The sequence below is a fragment of the Ralstonia sp. UNC404CL21Col genome (assembly GCF_000620465.1).
Taxonomy (GTDB): Bacteria; Pseudomonadota; Gammaproteobacteria; order Burkholderiales; family Burkholderiaceae; genus Ralstonia; species Ralstonia flatus.
The window spans coordinates 31885-45673 of sequence record NZ_JIBE01000009.1 but is presented as its reverse complement, the minus strand read 5'-3'; the positions used below and the strand labels follow the sequence as shown (position 1 = coordinate 45673).

The window sequence follows — 13789 nt, the reverse complement described above, 5'->3', positions numbered from 1 at the left end:
CCCCACGGAGACCACGCCATGAAGTCATTCAATAACCAGGTTGCCGCCATCACGGGTGCCGCGTCGGGCATGGGCCGATCGCTGGCGCTGCAGCTGGCGCGCGAAGGCTGCCACCTCGCGCTGGCCGATCGCAATGAAGCGGCGCTCGCGCAGACGCTGCAACTCGTGCGCGCGCATGAAGGCGACCGCATCCGCGTGACCACGCACGCCGTCGACGTGGCCGACCGCGCCGCGGTGTACCGCTGGGCCGAAGAAGCGGCGGCCGCGCACAGCAAGGTCAACCTCATCTTCAACAACGCAGGGGTGGCGCTGTCCAGCACGATCGAAGGCATGGAAGACGACGAGCTGGCCTGGATCATGAACATCAACTTCTGGGGCGTCGTGCACGGTACCAAGGCGTTCCTGCCGCTGCTCAAAGCAACCGGGAACGGCCACATCATCAACACGTCGAGCATCTTCGGCATCTTCGCGCAACCCGGAATGGGCGCCTACAACGCCAGCAAGTACGCCGTGCGCGGCTACACCGAGGCGCTGCGCCAGGAACTGGATCTGATGAACTGCGGCGTGTCGGCCACGTGCGTTCATCCGGGCGGCATCAAGACCAACATAGCCAAGTCGAGCCGCGTCTCGCCGAGCATGAACGGCTTCCTGGTGCGCGACGAACAGCAGGGCAAGGCCGAGTTCGAGAAGTTCTTCATCACCTCGGCAGACAAGGCCGCGGAGGTAATCCTGGACGGCGTGCGCAAGAACAAGCGCCGCGTGCTGATCGGCCCCGACGCCCACGCCGCCGATGTGATGGCCCGCGTGCTGCCGGCCGCATACCAGGCGCTGGTCGTGCGCGAAGCCCGCCGCACGCGCAAAAAGGCGCTGCGCGACGATACGGCGCCGGCCACCGCCCGCGCAAAGTAGGAGGCCGCCGATGAACACGGCCACCACCGGAGAATTGTTCGCCAGCCCCCCGCGCGCGAACCTGCTCAACGTTGCACGCGCCATGCTGCGCCCCGGCCGCATCGGCCTGCGCAGCATCGGCCGCGACGTGCTCATCGCACGCTACGCCAAGCCGCAATCGCGCTACCTGCCGTTGATGGGCACGCGCGTGCATTACACCGACGAAGGCGCTGCCAACGCCGAAGGCACGTTGCTGCTGATCCACGGTTTTGGCGCGTCGCTGCATACGTGGGATGGCGTGCTGCCGCAGCTCACGCGGCGCTACCGCGTGATCCGGCTCGACCTGCCGCCGTTCGGCATCACCGGGCCGCTGCGCGATGCACAGGGCCGCCCGCGCACGATGGAGCTGCCGCTGTACCGCGACTTCATCGATGCGTTTGTCGATTCGCTCGGCCTGTCGAAACTCACGCTGATCGGCAACTCGCTGGGCGGCATGGTGTCGTGGGATTTTGCCGTGCGGCACCCCGGCCGCGTCGAGAAGCTCGTGCTGATCGACTCCGCCGGCTTCCCGATGAAGCTGCCGATCTACATCGATCTCTTCAATCACATTGGCGTGCGGATGACGTCGCCGTGGATGCTGCCCGAGGGGATCATCCGCGCCGCCACGCGTGATGTGTATGGCGACCCGTCGCGCGTGTCCGAACCCACGCTGCGCCGCTACGCCGATTTCTTCTATGCCGACGGTGCACGACAGGCCATCGGCAAGATGGTGCCGAAGTTCCGCTTTGACGATGTCGATACCAGCGGGCTGGCCTCGATCCGAGTGCCCACGCTCATCCTCTGGGGCCAGCGCGACCGGTGGATCCCGCCCGCGCATGCCGGCGAATTCGCCCGCCGCATTCCCGGCGCCACGCTGCGCATGTACCCGGCGCTCGGCCATATCCCGATGGAGGAAGACCCCGTACGCGTGGGGACCGACCTCTGTGCATTCCTCGATCAGGGGCGCGCATCGACGCGCCTTTCAGAAACCACATTCCAGGAGAACCGCCCATGATGCCAGTCCGTCGCGACGTGCATCCTCACCTGCCGGCTGATCGCATCAGCAACTGGCACGAGCGAGGCCCGCACGTGACCCACTTCCTGAACGCGCTGTCGATCTTCTTCCCGACCGGCGAGCGCTTCTTCATGGACAGCGTGCGCAACTACCGCCACCTGGTGACCGATCCCGAACTCAAGCAGGCCGTGGCCGGCTTTATCGGGCAGGAAGCCATGCACACACGCGAACACGTGCTGTACAACGACCTGCTCGATCGCGCCGGACTGCCTGCCACGCGCATCGACCGCTTTATTGGCAAGTTCCTGAACGTGCTGCGCAAATACACGCCCAAGTCGCACCAGTTGGCCGTGACCGTGGCGCTCGAGCACTACACCGCCATGCTGGCCGGTCAGGTGCTTTCACATGAAGATGGCCTGGGCCGCAATTCGGAACCCGGCTATCGCCAGGTCTGGCTGTGGCACGCCATGGAAGAGACCGAGCACAAGGCCGTCAGCTACGACGTATGGAACCTCGCCATCAAGCCGGGCGTGGGCCGCTACCTCACGCGCACGCTCACGATGTTGGTGACGACCGTTACCTTCTGGGCGATGGTGTTCTACGTGCACTTGCGGCTGATCTTTGCGGATCGCACCGTCAAGCACAAATTCCTCGGCCTCGGTAAGGCGTTCCATTTCCTGTGGATTCACCCGGCGCCGCTGCGCAAGATCATCCCGGAATTCTTCGACTTCTTCCGGCCCTCATTCCACCCGTGGGATGAAGACAACCGTGACGCACTTGAACGCCTGCCCAAGCTCATCTCGGAAATCGAAGCGTATGCGGCAGCGAACGGCGAAGCGCCGTCGCCATCGATCCGCCGCAAGCTGTCGACCGCGGGTGCAGCCGGATCTTGAGCAGGCATTCAAAACGCCTGCAGCACCCGTCGTATCGGGATCAAACTAGAAATAGATAAGGCGCGCCCCACGCATGGGCGCGCCGGAGACACTAGCCTTTGTCCGGCCCGGGCGCGCTGCCCGGCGGTTCATGCATGTGCTCGATGACCTGCGCCACGCGGTCGCCCAGGTATTTGTTGGCGGCCGTCTCAAGCGCGCGCATCAGCTCGGCTTCGACCGCCACCAGCGCCAGCGGACGGATGCGCCAGATCACATCGACCAGACGCGGCACGTCTTCGACCGGCGGCAGGTCGCTGCCGTATTTGTCGAGTTCGCGCACGACCATGGAGACGAGATCGTCGGCCACCGCCTGCGTATGCGGCCGGGCACGCTCGATGATGTCGAGCACTTCGATGAGCGGGAAACCGGCCTTCGCCATCTGCGCGCCGGCCAGCAGCGCTTTCGGGCTGCGCGCCAGATAGCCAAGGCCATCGGGTTCCAGCAGGCCCAGCGAGATGGCCCGTGCCAGCGCCTGACGCGACATGGCGCGGCCAAACAGCTTGGCAAGCGCGAGGAGCGAGTAATGCTTGGGCGACTCGTCCGACCACGGGCTGGCGATAGCCGATTCCAGCCCGAGGATGGAACGCAGGTCATGGCCTTCGACGATGGCCTTGAGCAGCTCCTGGATGTTGGAGAGCGTGTAGCCGCGCCCGAGCAGGTGGTTGATGAGCTTGAGCCGCCCCAGATGCGCCTGCGTGTAGATGCCCACGCGGCCGCGCCGCTCGGGCGGATCGATCAGGCCGCGGTCCTGATACGAGCGAACGTTGCGGACAGTGGTTTCAGCCGCGCGCGCGAGTTCGTCGATGGTGAACTCGCGGGCGGGTGGAGTGGCAGGCGGACCGGCGTCGCCGGTTGGTTTGCGGGCAGGCATGCAAAAAATTCTACACGAGCGCGGCGACAGACCGCGTCGGTGACCGGAACGTTTCCGGTGCGTTTCTCACGACGAGGAGACCGTCGATGTGGGACTTGATGATGCGTCATCGAAATAGCGCGCTGCGGGCTGCGGGCGCGCTGGCGGCGGCACTGCTGCTGCAGAGTTGCGCCACCGCGGGCGACGGGCACGGCGCCATCGAAGCCGACAAAGCCAAGCAGCTGGAAGATGCACGCGCGCAGGCACGGGCGCCATTCCAGTCGGGCAATCTCGCCACGCGCGAGGTGAGGCCCGCCACGCTGCGCGATTCGGGCCAGCCCGATGCGATCTCGTATCTGCGTCATGTCGATTTTCGTTTCGACGGCGGCGTGGGCTTTCTGGTCGATCAGCTCGCGCTGCGCATGGTGCCGCGTGCACCGGGCGACCCGGTGTGGCTCGACGATGTGTCGTCGTACACGCTGCAGCCGGTGAGCGGTTCGGTGCGCGTCACGGCCGAGAGCATGGCCGCGCTGTTCAACACCGTGGTGTTTGCGCGCGGGCCGGGCCAAGATCCGCCGCTGCGCGGCTTCAGCTTCGCGCTCGACGACGGCACGCTCGACATGCGGGCCGAGATGCGCCGGCGCGGCGCGTGGGTGCCCATCGAGCTGCGCGGCCCGTTGGTGCTGCGCGATCCGCAAACCATCGTGTTCCGCCCCAACGTGGTCAAGGTGCGCGGGCAGGACGCCGGCGCGCTGATGGGCGCGGCGCATATCGAACTGGCCGATCTGCTGCCGGTATCGACGCCCGCCGTGCAATTGGCCGGCAGCGAAATCGTCATGCAGGTGCCCAAGCTGTTTCCGCCGCCCGCGCTGGATTTGAAGCTCTCCGCCATCCGCGTCACGCGCGACGGGCTCCTCATGCAGATCGGCGACGGCAATCCGCAGATGCCGCCGCTGGCCAACGCCGCCGACGCGCAGCGCCCGTACATCCTCTTCCGCGGTGGCGACATCCGCTTCATGCGCTCGATGCCGATGAACGCGCGCATCGATATCGTCGTGGCCGACCCGGCCAAGCCTTTCGTCTTCAATCTGTACCGCTATCGCGATCAGCTCGTGGCGGGGTCGCTGCGCTTCTCGCCGGATGGCGGCATTCGCGTGCTGATGCCGTCGTTCGACACCCTGGCCGCTGCCAAGACCGCCAAGGCAACTGCGGTTGCCAAGACGAGCAGGCCCGCCCTGCAACTCGCCAAGAGGACCGCGCCATGATCGCCCCCGCCTTCGCTTTCGCCGCTGTGATGTTGCGCCTGGCGTTGGTGACGCTCGGCCTGACCGGCCTTCTGGCCAGTGCGCTCGCCCGCGCCGCGGAGCCGCCAATGGCCAACGCCCAACGCAAGGAGTTGACCACGGTGCGCCAGCAATGGGCACAGCGCTGCGACCCGTCCTCGGGCGCGCCCAACGCCAGCGGCCCGGCCGCCGCGCGCGATTCCGGCACCGCACCGCCCGTCGTGCAGATGCGCGATGTGGATTTCCGCATCACCGGCGACATCGGTTTCCACGTGCATCAACTGACCGCGCAGCTCGTGGCGCACAAGCCGGGGCAGCCCGTCGACATGGACGACCCGGGCCAGTTCGACATCCGCATCCTCGGCGGCGAAGTGACGGTGCCCAAGGAGTCGCTCGACGCGCTGTTCAACCGGTATCTGCTCGACTATTCGCCGCGCTCGCTCAACGCGCTGTCGCTCACACCCGGCGACGGCGTGCTCGACGTGTCGGGCGGGCTCAAGCTGCGCAATCATTTTCCCGGCGTGTGGCTGCCGTTCGGCATGCGCGGCACGTTGGCGCTCAAGGAATCGCGTTACCTTGTCTACACGCCCACCGAGGCACGCGTGATGGGCATCCAAACGCTGGCGCTGCTCAAGGGGATGGGCCTGGAGCTGTCGCAGCTTGCGCCGCTCAACCGCCCCGGCGCCAAGCTCGACGGCAACGACATGGTGCTGGACCAATACACGGTGTTTCCGCCGCCGCGCCTGATCGGTCAGATGAAGACGGCGCGTGTCACGCCCGACGGGCTGGTGCTCGGCTTCGGCCCCGCGCCCGCCATGTGCGCGCCTGCGCCAACCGACGCCGCCAGCCGCATCTGGATCCAGTCCGGCGACCTGAAGATGTACAACGTGCTGGTGGCCAACAGCCGCATTCTCGTGACCGATACGTCAACGCGTGGGCCGCTGCGCTTCGATCTGTACCACTACCGCGAGGCCGCCGCGCGCGGCACCACGCGCATGGACGCGGACGGCACGCTGCGCGTCGACCTCGCGCCGGCGGCGGCCGTCCAGTAACGCCATCGTCAGCGCACTACTTTTGGCACACGGCGCGCAGGATCGCCTCGCCCTCTGAGCGCGGCACGACGGCCTCCCAGCGGGGGCCGTCGATGGTCTTGGTGAGCACTGTGCCGTGCTGGCTATCCTGGATCAGCGCACTGACCGGCAGAATGCGCCCCGCCTTGCAGTCGTAGACGGACGTGCGCGTATCGTACTGATACGCCTTGCCGTCTGAGAGCTTGCGCGGCGCGTCATAGGCGTCGCGCGTCGTGGCGCGCACGGTGCCATCCGCGTTGCGCTCGATGGAGTCCTTGTCCAGATAGAGCGAGCCGCTGTTGTTGGCCAGCGGGGCCAGCTTGACCCAGTTGTCGGCCGCCATGGCCATCGAGCTGCCCATTGCCAGCGCAGCAGCCACCCAGTAGATCAGCGTCGTTCGTTCCGTTCGCATCACAACCTCCGTTTGCCTTATTGCACAGACGTATGTGCGGCGTGGCAGCACCACTGCATCGTTCTCCGCACATCAAAACTGGGGGTAGCAAACGGCATGCCTCACGTGCGCCGCTGCCCCGGCAGACAACAAAAAAGCCCGCACGGGGCGGGCTTCTTCGGGGATGCGGGGACGGCTTACTTGGCAGCGGCGGCCATGTAGTCGACGGCGGCTTTCACGTCTTCGTCGGAGCCGGCATACGTACCCTTGGGCGGCATTGCGCCCTTGCCGTGCAGCGCGATGTCGTACATCTTGGCCTTGCCTTCGGCAATGCGCGGTGCCCAGGCAGCCTTGTCACCAAACTTCGGCGCGCCGGCCACACCGGCAGCGTGGCACATCTGGCACGTCGAATCGTAGACCTTCTTGCCAACCTCGCCTGCAGCTGCTTGCGGTGCGGCAGCTGCGGCGGGCGCGGCCGGGGCCGCAGCAGGTGCCGGTGCAGCAGCGGCCGGAGCCTGTGCAGCCGCAGGGGCCGATGCTTCCGGTGCAGCCGCCTGAGCCGGTGCTGCGCCCGCGCCCGCCGGGGCGGCCGGTTCCTGCAGCTTGCCGCCCGCAGAATTGGCCATGTAGACGATGGCGCGCTCGATTTCGTAGTCGCTCACATCATCCGGGGACGTGCCGCCGCGTGCGGGCATGCCACCCTTGCCGGCCAGCGCCACCTTCGTCAGGCCATCCAGGCCCTGCGACAGGCGCGGGCCCCAGCTGGCCGCATCGCCAAACTTGGGCGCGCCAGCCACGCCTGCTGCGTGGCAAGTCGCGCAGACTTCCTTATAGAGCTGCTCGCCGGTCTTGTAGACGCGGGGTGCGTTGGGATCTTTCAGTTCGAGTTGCGCAACGGGCTTGATGCGATCGTTGACGGCCTCTTCCGACATGCCGGAGCCGCCCGCGCCTTCCTTGGCGCCCAGGCCAACGTAATTGGCCAGCAGGATGATGATGAGGATGGGAACGGCAAAGGCGGCGATCACCGCGATGATCAGCTGCTTGGGGGTCTTGATCAGAGGCTCGTGTTCGTCGTGTTGCGCGTCGCTCATGCTCAACTCTCAGGATGGTGGAACCGCTCTTGGAGCCCTCGGAGCGCCGCCGGCAAGGTCACGAGCATCGCCGGCAGAGCGTGGGGGCCGCATTGGATCGCGATGAGGGCAGGAAGACCATGGCGATTGAGTCGCCGCGTCGGCCCAGACAGACCTGTCCCCGTCTTTCTTCTGGCAAATAACGCGCGATTATATCCGCAATGCCTGGGCCTTTGACACGCGGGACAGCCCTAGGCGCCGCTTTTCGACCTGCGTCAAAAACCCAACGAAACGTTGCAGCAGCACGCCCCGTACCGGGCCGTTCACGGGCGCCCGATGGACGGTTTCGCCCAAATGCGCTATCCTGCGGGGCTTCTCTTTCGGTGCGTTCTGTGCCGATATGCGCCCGTAGCTCAATGGATAGAGTACTGCCCTCCGAAGGCAGGGGTTGCTGGTTCGATCCCAGCCGGGCGCGCCAAAAATCAAAGATTCACTCAAACTTGTACGGCTTTCCCTGCCACAACCGCGCTTGCGCCGCGACGTGCCGGTTTGCCTGTTTTCGAACCATTTCAGCTCCCTGCATTTTTCGATGCCGCGATCGCGCTGCGGGCACGCTGAAAATCCCCCCATCAGGAGTCGAACCGTGAGCCGTTACTGGAGCGATATCGTTCAGCAACTGGTGCCTTACGTCCCCGGCGAGCAGCCGGCCATCGCGCGGCCCATCAAGCTGAATACGAACGAAAACCCGTACCCGCCGTCGCCGCGCGTGGTAGCGGCCATCTCTGCAGAGCTGGGAGCGTCAGGCGACAGCCTGCGCCGCTATCCCGATCCGCTGTCGCGACGGCTGCGCGAGACCGTCGCCGCGCAGGTCGGCGTCAAGCCCGAGCAGGTCTTTGCGGGCAACGGGTCGGACGAAGTGCTGGCGCACGTCTTCCACGCGCTGCTCAAGCACGACAAGCCGCTGCGCTTTCCCGACATTTCGTACAGCTTCTACCCGACCTACGCGCGGCTGTACGGGGTGCAGTGCGAAGTGGTGCCGCTGGCGGACGACTTCTCCATCCGCGCCGATGACTATCTTGGCGATGCGGGCGGCGTGCTGTTCCCGAACCCGAACGCGCCGACCGGCCACGCGCTGCCGCTGACAGAGATCGAACGGATCGTCGCCGCGAATCGGTCGTCGGTGGTCGTGGTGGATGAGGCCTATGTCGATTTCGGGGCCGAGTCTGCCATTGCGCTCATCGACCGCTATCCGAATCTGCTCGTGGTGCACACGACGTCGAAGTCGCGCTCGCTGGCGGGCATGCGCGTGGGCTTTGCGTTCGGGCACGTGGCGCTCATCGAAGCGCTCAACCGCGTGAAGGACAGCTTCAATTCGTACCCGCTGGACCGCCTCGCGCAGGCTGCGGCGCAAGCGGCTTACGAAGACGATGCGTACTTCCGCGCCACGTGCGCACGCGTGATGGCGAGTCGCACGCGGCTGACGCAATCACTGCAGTCGCTGGGGTTCGAGGTCGTGCCGTCGATGGCGAACTTCGTCTTCGCGCGGCATCCGGCTCACGATGCAGCCACGCTGGCGGCGCGCCTGAAAGAGCAGGCCATCTTCGTGCGCCATTTCAAGCTCGCACGCATTGACCAGCACCTGCGCATCACCGTGGGCACCGACGATGAATGCGACGCATTCTTAAATGCGCTGCGGGGGCTGCTGAAATAAGTACGCGGGCGTCTGCGGCAAATTGCCACCGGGGTCCGCCCGCCGTTCGGCGGACAGCGCCCCGCGCCGGTGGCTGCAGGCCTCGACCACACGGTGCATGCGCGGCAGGGCGCGATGTGGATGGAGGGCCGCGAAAGTCAGCGATTACTGCGCGCAGGTATGGGGAACATTGACCGTACGCAGATGCCGGCGGCCAATTGCTGTGCCAGAATGCACGAGCGGGTAAACGGCGCGCCGACGCCGTCCGCTGTCCCCTAGGGCGAGCCTGAGCACTGCGCGGGCGGCACGGGACGCCACACAACACACTCCCACAAAAGGAATCAGCATGTCCAATCGTCGTCAATTCCTGAAGAGCATCCCCATCGTGGCCGCCGCGGGCGCCGTCATGTCGATGTCGGACCTGGCACTGGCTGCACCGATGGTGGCGGAAAGCGACCCGCAAGCCAAGGCGCTGGGCTACGTGGCTGACACCACCAAGGCCGACAAGGCGAAGTTCCCGAAGCACACGCCGGATCAGCACTGCGGCAACTGCGCCCTGTACCAAGGCGGTGCGGCTGCGCAAGGCGGTTGCCCGCTGTTCGCCGGCAAGGACGTCGCCAACAAGGGTTGGTGCAGCGCCTGGGCCAAAAAAGCCTGAGCGAAGCGGTATCGCACCCATGAAAAAACGGACTCTGCGGGGTCCGTTTTTTCATGGGCACTCGCTCTACAATGCGTGCCATGCCGTTCACATTCACGCCCACCGTCCTCGTCATCGACGACGAACCGCACATCCGACGCTTCGTGCGCGCCGCACTGGAGGAGGAAGGCTGCGAGGTCCATGAAGCCGACCGCGTCGAGCGCGGCCTGATCGAAGCCGGCACACGCCAGCCGGATGCGGTGATCCTCGATCTGGGCCTGCCCGATGGCGATGGCATGCAGCTGATTCGCGAGCTGCGCACCTGGACGGAAGTGCCGGTGCTCGTGCTTTCGGCGCGCGTGGATGAGCGCGACAAGATCGAGGCGCTCGATGCAGGCGCGGACGATTACCTGACCAAACCCTTCGGCGTGGGCGAGCTGGTTGCGCGCCTGCGCGTGCTGCTGCGGCGACATGCCAAGCGCGGCGAAGACGGCGGCAGCGTCATCCGCTTCGGCGAGGTGGAAGTGGACCTGGCGCGCCGCCTGGTCAGCCGCAACGGCGAGGCGGTGCATCTCACCCCGATCGAATACCGGCTGCTGGCGGTGCTGCTCGGCCGACGCGGCACCGTGATGACGCACCGCGAGCTGCTGCGCGAAGTCTGGGGCCCCGCGCATTCCGACAGCAGCCACTATCTGCGCATCTACATGGGCCATCTGCGCCACAAGCTGGAGCGCGACCCCGCGCGGCCCGAACATCTGCTGACCGAAGTCGGCGTCGGGTACCGCTTCACGGCATAAGCCGGTTCACTGCTCCTTGATGCCGGCAGCGCGCACGATGCGGCCGTTGCTGTCGTATTCGGCGCGAATGGCCGCGGCAAACTGCTCGGCTGTGCCGCCCGCCGGCACCACGGCGGCCTGCGTGAGGCGCTCACGCAGATCGGGCGCCGCCAGCGCCTTGTTGATCTCGGCGTTCAATCGGGCAATCACGGGGGCTGGCGTCTTGGCGGGTGCGAACACGCCGAAGGTCGAGGCCATGTTCGCCTTGGCGTAACCGAGTTCGGTGAAGGTCGGCACATTCGGCAGCGCGTCGAGCCGGTGCGGCGCACCCACCGCCAGCGGGCGCAGCTTGCCGCTGGTGATGTGTTGCATCAAGGTCGGACCGACGTTGGTCGACATGACTTCCACCTGGCCGCCCAGCGCATCCGTCAATTGCTGGCCGCCGCCCTTGTACGGGATGAGCGTGATATCCACGCGCGCCTGCGACTTGATCTGCTCCAGCGCGAGATGCCCCACCGTACCAAGGCCCGATGTCGACCAGCGGATCGAACCCGGCTTGGTGCGGGATTGGCTCAGCATGTCGGCAAAACTCTTGCCGGTGAACGACGGCGTGCCCAGCAGGATCATCGGTGCGTACATGACGTTGGCCACGGGCGCGATGTCTTTCTGCGGGTCATACGGCAGTTTGCCGAAATGCGGATTGAGCGTGAGGGGGCTGACCGACGAAAAGCCCAGCGTGTAGCCATCGGGCGCCGACTTGGCTACGGCGTCCATGCCGATGCTGCCACCGGCACCCGCGCGGTTTTCCACCACCACCGGCTGGCCCAGTTGCGCAGACAGCTTTTCACCCAGCGCACGCGCCACGTTGTCGGAAATGCCACCGGTCGGATACGCGACGATGATGCGAATCGGCTTGGCCGGATAGTCCTGCGCCTGGGCAGGCACAGAGGCCAGCAGCGGCAGGCCAGCGCACAGCATCACGGCAGAAGCAATCAGACGACGGCGGGCGGTACGTGCGGAAGTCATGGCGCAATGTCAGGGGAAGAAACGGAAAAGAACATTGTAGGCCGATGCCCAGGCAAGCTCGCCAGGGCGACGTACAAAAACAGCAGGCAAAAGAAAAGGCGCCCGAAGGCGCCTTTTCCATTCCCAATCGCGTGACAGTGTCGATTAGAAGATGTGGCGGATACCCACGCCAACGCTCGTCTGGTTCGACTTGCCAACGCCGGTTGCGTTGCCGCCACCCGACAGTTCCGGCAGAGCTGCGTCCTTGACCTTGTTGTAGTCGACCGTGCCGTACACTTGCGTGCGCTTGGACAGGGCGTACTCGGCCAGCAGCACGCCGGTGTAGCGCTTGCCGTCGTTGCCGGCGGTCAGAGCAGCGTTCTTGATGCTGTCGTAGTAGAACGCGCCCGTCAGAGCCAGGGCCGGGGTGATGTTGTACGTCACGCCCAGGATGCCGACGTGGTCACGACGCTTCGTGGCGCCCGGGGTCAGGCCAGCGCCCGAGGTGGCGTTGCCGTAGATGTTCAGGCCGAAGGCGCTGCCGCCGACGCAGTTAGCCGAGCTGTTCACGCAACCCGTGGCGTCGCTGCTGTCGATGTAGCCTGCGAACAGCTTGGCTGCAGCGATGGTGTAGTTACCACCGATACCCCAAACGGTTTGCTTGTTGCCAGCAACGTCCTTGTGCTGCTGTGCGAATGCGCCGATGTAGGCCGGGCCGAATTCATAGGCCACCGTGCCGCCAACGTACGAGTTCTGGCTAGCAGCGCCAGCCACTTCGCCAAAGCCGTAGGCCAGGCCGACCGACAGGCCGTTCCACTTGCCTTCGTACTTCAGCATGTTGGATTCACGCAGACCGGTCAGGCCGTAGTACATCCACGAGTTGCCGTCGTAGTTACCCACGCCCAGCGGGTCGAAGTTGCCGCCCGTCGTGAAGCCGAAGTTGTATTGACGGCCCAGGGTGATGGTGCCCAGGTCCTTGTTCGACAGACCCACGAACGATTGACGGTTGAACAGCGTACCGGTGCTGCTCATGCGGCCCGAGTCGGAGTTGAAGCCGCTTTCCAGCACGAACAGTGCCTTGTTGCCGCCACCCAGGTCTTCCGAGCCCTTCAGGCCCCAGCGGCTGTTCGACACAGCACCGCTTTCCATCTGGGTCACGCTGTTGCCAGCTTGGTTGGCGTTGTTGATGTAGTGAATGCTGGTATCGACAATACCGTACAGCGTCACGCTCGATTGGGCGTAGGCAGAACCTGCGAACAGGGCGCCAACTGCAACCAGAATGGCAGACTTTTTCATGTGGGCTCGTAATAAAAGAGTTGTCTCAAACCGCCCGACCCCGTGTGCATGAGGTTGGGCTCCTCCGTTTCCTTAACTTCCGTGTCGGAAGTGCCGCGCAAATTTAACAAAAGCCCATATGCGCGGCAAAGCAATTCACGGAATCGTTCTACCAAGTGTGGTAAGCGCGCATCGCTCTTAATGCGCTGCACCAAATCGGCCTATGGCAAGGCTTGCCGGCTCGTGACGCCCTGCTGTGGTGCATCAACGCCGAGCGTCGGCTTTCACCCCATCTCTTGATTAGACAAAAAGGTTGGGAGATTGCAGGACGCGTTACGCCATTGGCGCGCTTTTCAGCGCCGTTCACGCTGACTTGCATCATTTCGGCGCCGACAACGAACCGTTCGTCGCACCACCGTGGATACGGTATGTCCCCTGACCTAGGCTGTAGACCGTGGCAGGACATCAAATGACCACGCCTAAAAACAGCACCGAAAATCAGTTGAAGAAGGAGTTCGCCATGCGACTCAAGCAGATGGGGTTGGCCGCCATGCTGGCGGTCGGGGCCCTCGCGGCGGGCAGCGCTTGGGCGCAGGCCAGCCGCGTGGAAGTGTTCGGGCAGGATGCACGCGCCGAACGGTTCGACGTCTACAGCGACGGTGCCCGCACCGGACGCTTCGATACGTATACAGAAGGCGCGCGCGCAGGCCGCTTCGATCCGTATTCGGAAGGCATGCGCAGCGACCCGGCCGGCCGCGCCCGCGAGGGCGGCGGTACGGTCTACGGGTATCCGGTTCCGAATTGATGCGCTGAACGGCATTCACCGCGTTCGTCACGCGGCGGTCACGCAGCCGTTACGCATTGATCA

At 65.3% G+C, this 13789-nt stretch carries 14 protein-coding genes and 1 tRNA gene; 10 read left to right on the top strand and 5 right to left on the bottom strand.

Annotation, left to right across the window (positions count from 1 at the left end):
• Positions 1-18 precede the first annotated feature (18 nt).
• Genes N511_RS0117300 through N511_RS0117290 form a run of 3 tightly spaced genes read left to right on the top strand, consistent with a single transcriptional unit; the run spans position 19 to position 2835 of the window.
• Positions 19-909, top strand: a complete 891-nt coding sequence (locus N511_RS0117300) for an SDR family NAD(P)-dependent oxidoreductase (RefSeq protein WP_027680430.1) — start codon at positions 19-21, stop codon at positions 907-909.
• 10 nt (positions 910-919) lie between these two features.
• Positions 920-1942: an alpha/beta fold hydrolase gene (locus tag N511_RS0117295; RefSeq protein ID WP_027680429.1), complete on the top strand. Its 1023-nt coding sequence runs from the start codon at positions 920-922 to the stop codon at positions 1940-1942.
• The gene (locus tag N511_RS0117290; protein ID WP_009239703.1) at positions 1939-2835 is read left to right on the top strand and encodes a metal-dependent hydrolase; all 897 of its coding nucleotides are present in this window, start codon (positions 1939-1941) and stop codon (positions 2833-2835) included. The genes N511_RS0117295 and N511_RS0117290 overlap by 4 nt, the downstream gene beginning before the upstream one ends.
• A 91-nt stretch (positions 2836-2926) precedes the next feature.
• Here N511_RS0117290 and N511_RS0117285 read toward each other — a convergent pair whose 3' ends face one another.
• Entirely contained in the window at positions 2927-3745 is an 819-nt protein-coding gene (locus N511_RS0117285) for a MerR family transcriptional regulator (RefSeq protein WP_027680428.1), read from the bottom strand.
• A gap of 86 nt (positions 3746-3831) precedes the next feature.
• Between N511_RS0117285 and N511_RS0117280 the strand changes: the two genes are divergently transcribed.
• A complete protein-coding gene (locus tag N511_RS0117280) occupies positions 3832-4989 on the top strand; it encodes a hypothetical protein (protein ID WP_027680427.1) in 1158 nt (385 codons plus the stop codon).
• Positions 4986-6059, top strand: coding sequence for a hypothetical protein (locus N511_RS0117275; RefSeq protein WP_027680426.1), 1074 nt, complete (start codon positions 4986-4988; stop codon positions 6057-6059). The genes N511_RS0117280 and N511_RS0117275 overlap by 4 nt, the downstream gene beginning before the upstream one ends.
• A 16-nt stretch (positions 6060-6075) precedes the next feature.
• Here N511_RS0117275 and N511_RS0117270 read toward each other — a convergent pair whose 3' ends face one another.
• Together N511_RS0117270 and N511_RS0117265 are read right to left on the bottom strand one after the other, a co-directional pair.
• The gene (locus tag N511_RS0117270; RefSeq protein WP_027680425.1) at positions 6076-6489 is read right to left on the bottom strand and encodes a surface-adhesin E family protein; all 414 of its coding nucleotides are present in this window, start codon (positions 6487-6489) and stop codon (positions 6076-6078) included.
• Between the two features lie 176 nt (positions 6490-6665).
• Positions 6666-7559, bottom strand: coding sequence for a c-type cytochrome (locus N511_RS0117265; RefSeq protein WP_027680424.1), 894 nt, complete (start codon positions 7557-7559; stop codon positions 6666-6668).
• A 381-nt stretch (positions 7560-7940) separates the two neighbouring features.
• Between N511_RS0117265 and N511_RS0117260 the strand changes: the two genes are divergently transcribed.
• From N511_RS0117260 to kdpE, 4 genes are all read left to right on the top strand, one after another.
• Positions 7941-8016, top strand: a tRNA-Arg gene (locus tag N511_RS0117260).
• Positions 8017-8181: 165 nt separating this feature from the next.
• The gene (gene hisC, locus N511_RS0117255; protein WP_027680423.1) at positions 8182-9249 is read left to right on the top strand and encodes a histidinol-phosphate transaminase; all 1068 of its coding nucleotides are present in this window, start codon (positions 8182-8184) and stop codon (positions 9247-9249) included.
• Between the two features lie 325 nt (positions 9250-9574).
• On the top strand, positions 9575-9886 hold the full coding sequence (locus tag N511_RS0117250) for a high-potential iron-sulfur protein (RefSeq protein WP_027680422.1): 312 nt from the start codon (positions 9575-9577) through the stop codon (positions 9884-9886).
• 71 nt (positions 9887-9957) lie between these two features.
• Positions 9958-10662, top strand: coding sequence for a two-component system response regulator KdpE (kdpE, locus tag N511_RS0117245; protein ID WP_004628876.1), 705 nt, complete (start codon positions 9958-9960; stop codon positions 10660-10662).
• Between the two features lie 6 nt (positions 10663-10668).
• Here kdpE and N511_RS0117240 read toward each other — a convergent pair whose 3' ends face one another.
• The gene (locus tag N511_RS0117240; RefSeq protein ID WP_027680421.1) at positions 10669-11667 is read right to left on the bottom strand and encodes a Bug family tripartite tricarboxylate transporter substrate binding protein; all 999 of its coding nucleotides are present in this window, start codon (positions 11665-11667) and stop codon (positions 10669-10671) included.
• 144 nt (positions 11668-11811) lie between these two features.
• Positions 11812-12942, bottom strand: coding sequence for a porin (locus tag N511_RS0117235; RefSeq protein WP_027680420.1), 1131 nt, complete (start codon positions 12940-12942; stop codon positions 11812-11814).
• 499 nt (positions 12943-13441) lie between these two features.
• Between N511_RS0117235 and N511_RS0117230 the strand changes: the two genes are divergently transcribed.
• Complete coding sequence (locus tag N511_RS0117230) at positions 13442-13726, top strand: hypothetical protein (RefSeq protein ID WP_027680419.1); 285 nt, start codon at positions 13442-13444, stop codon at positions 13724-13726.
• Positions 13727-13789: the final 63 nt, after the last annotated feature.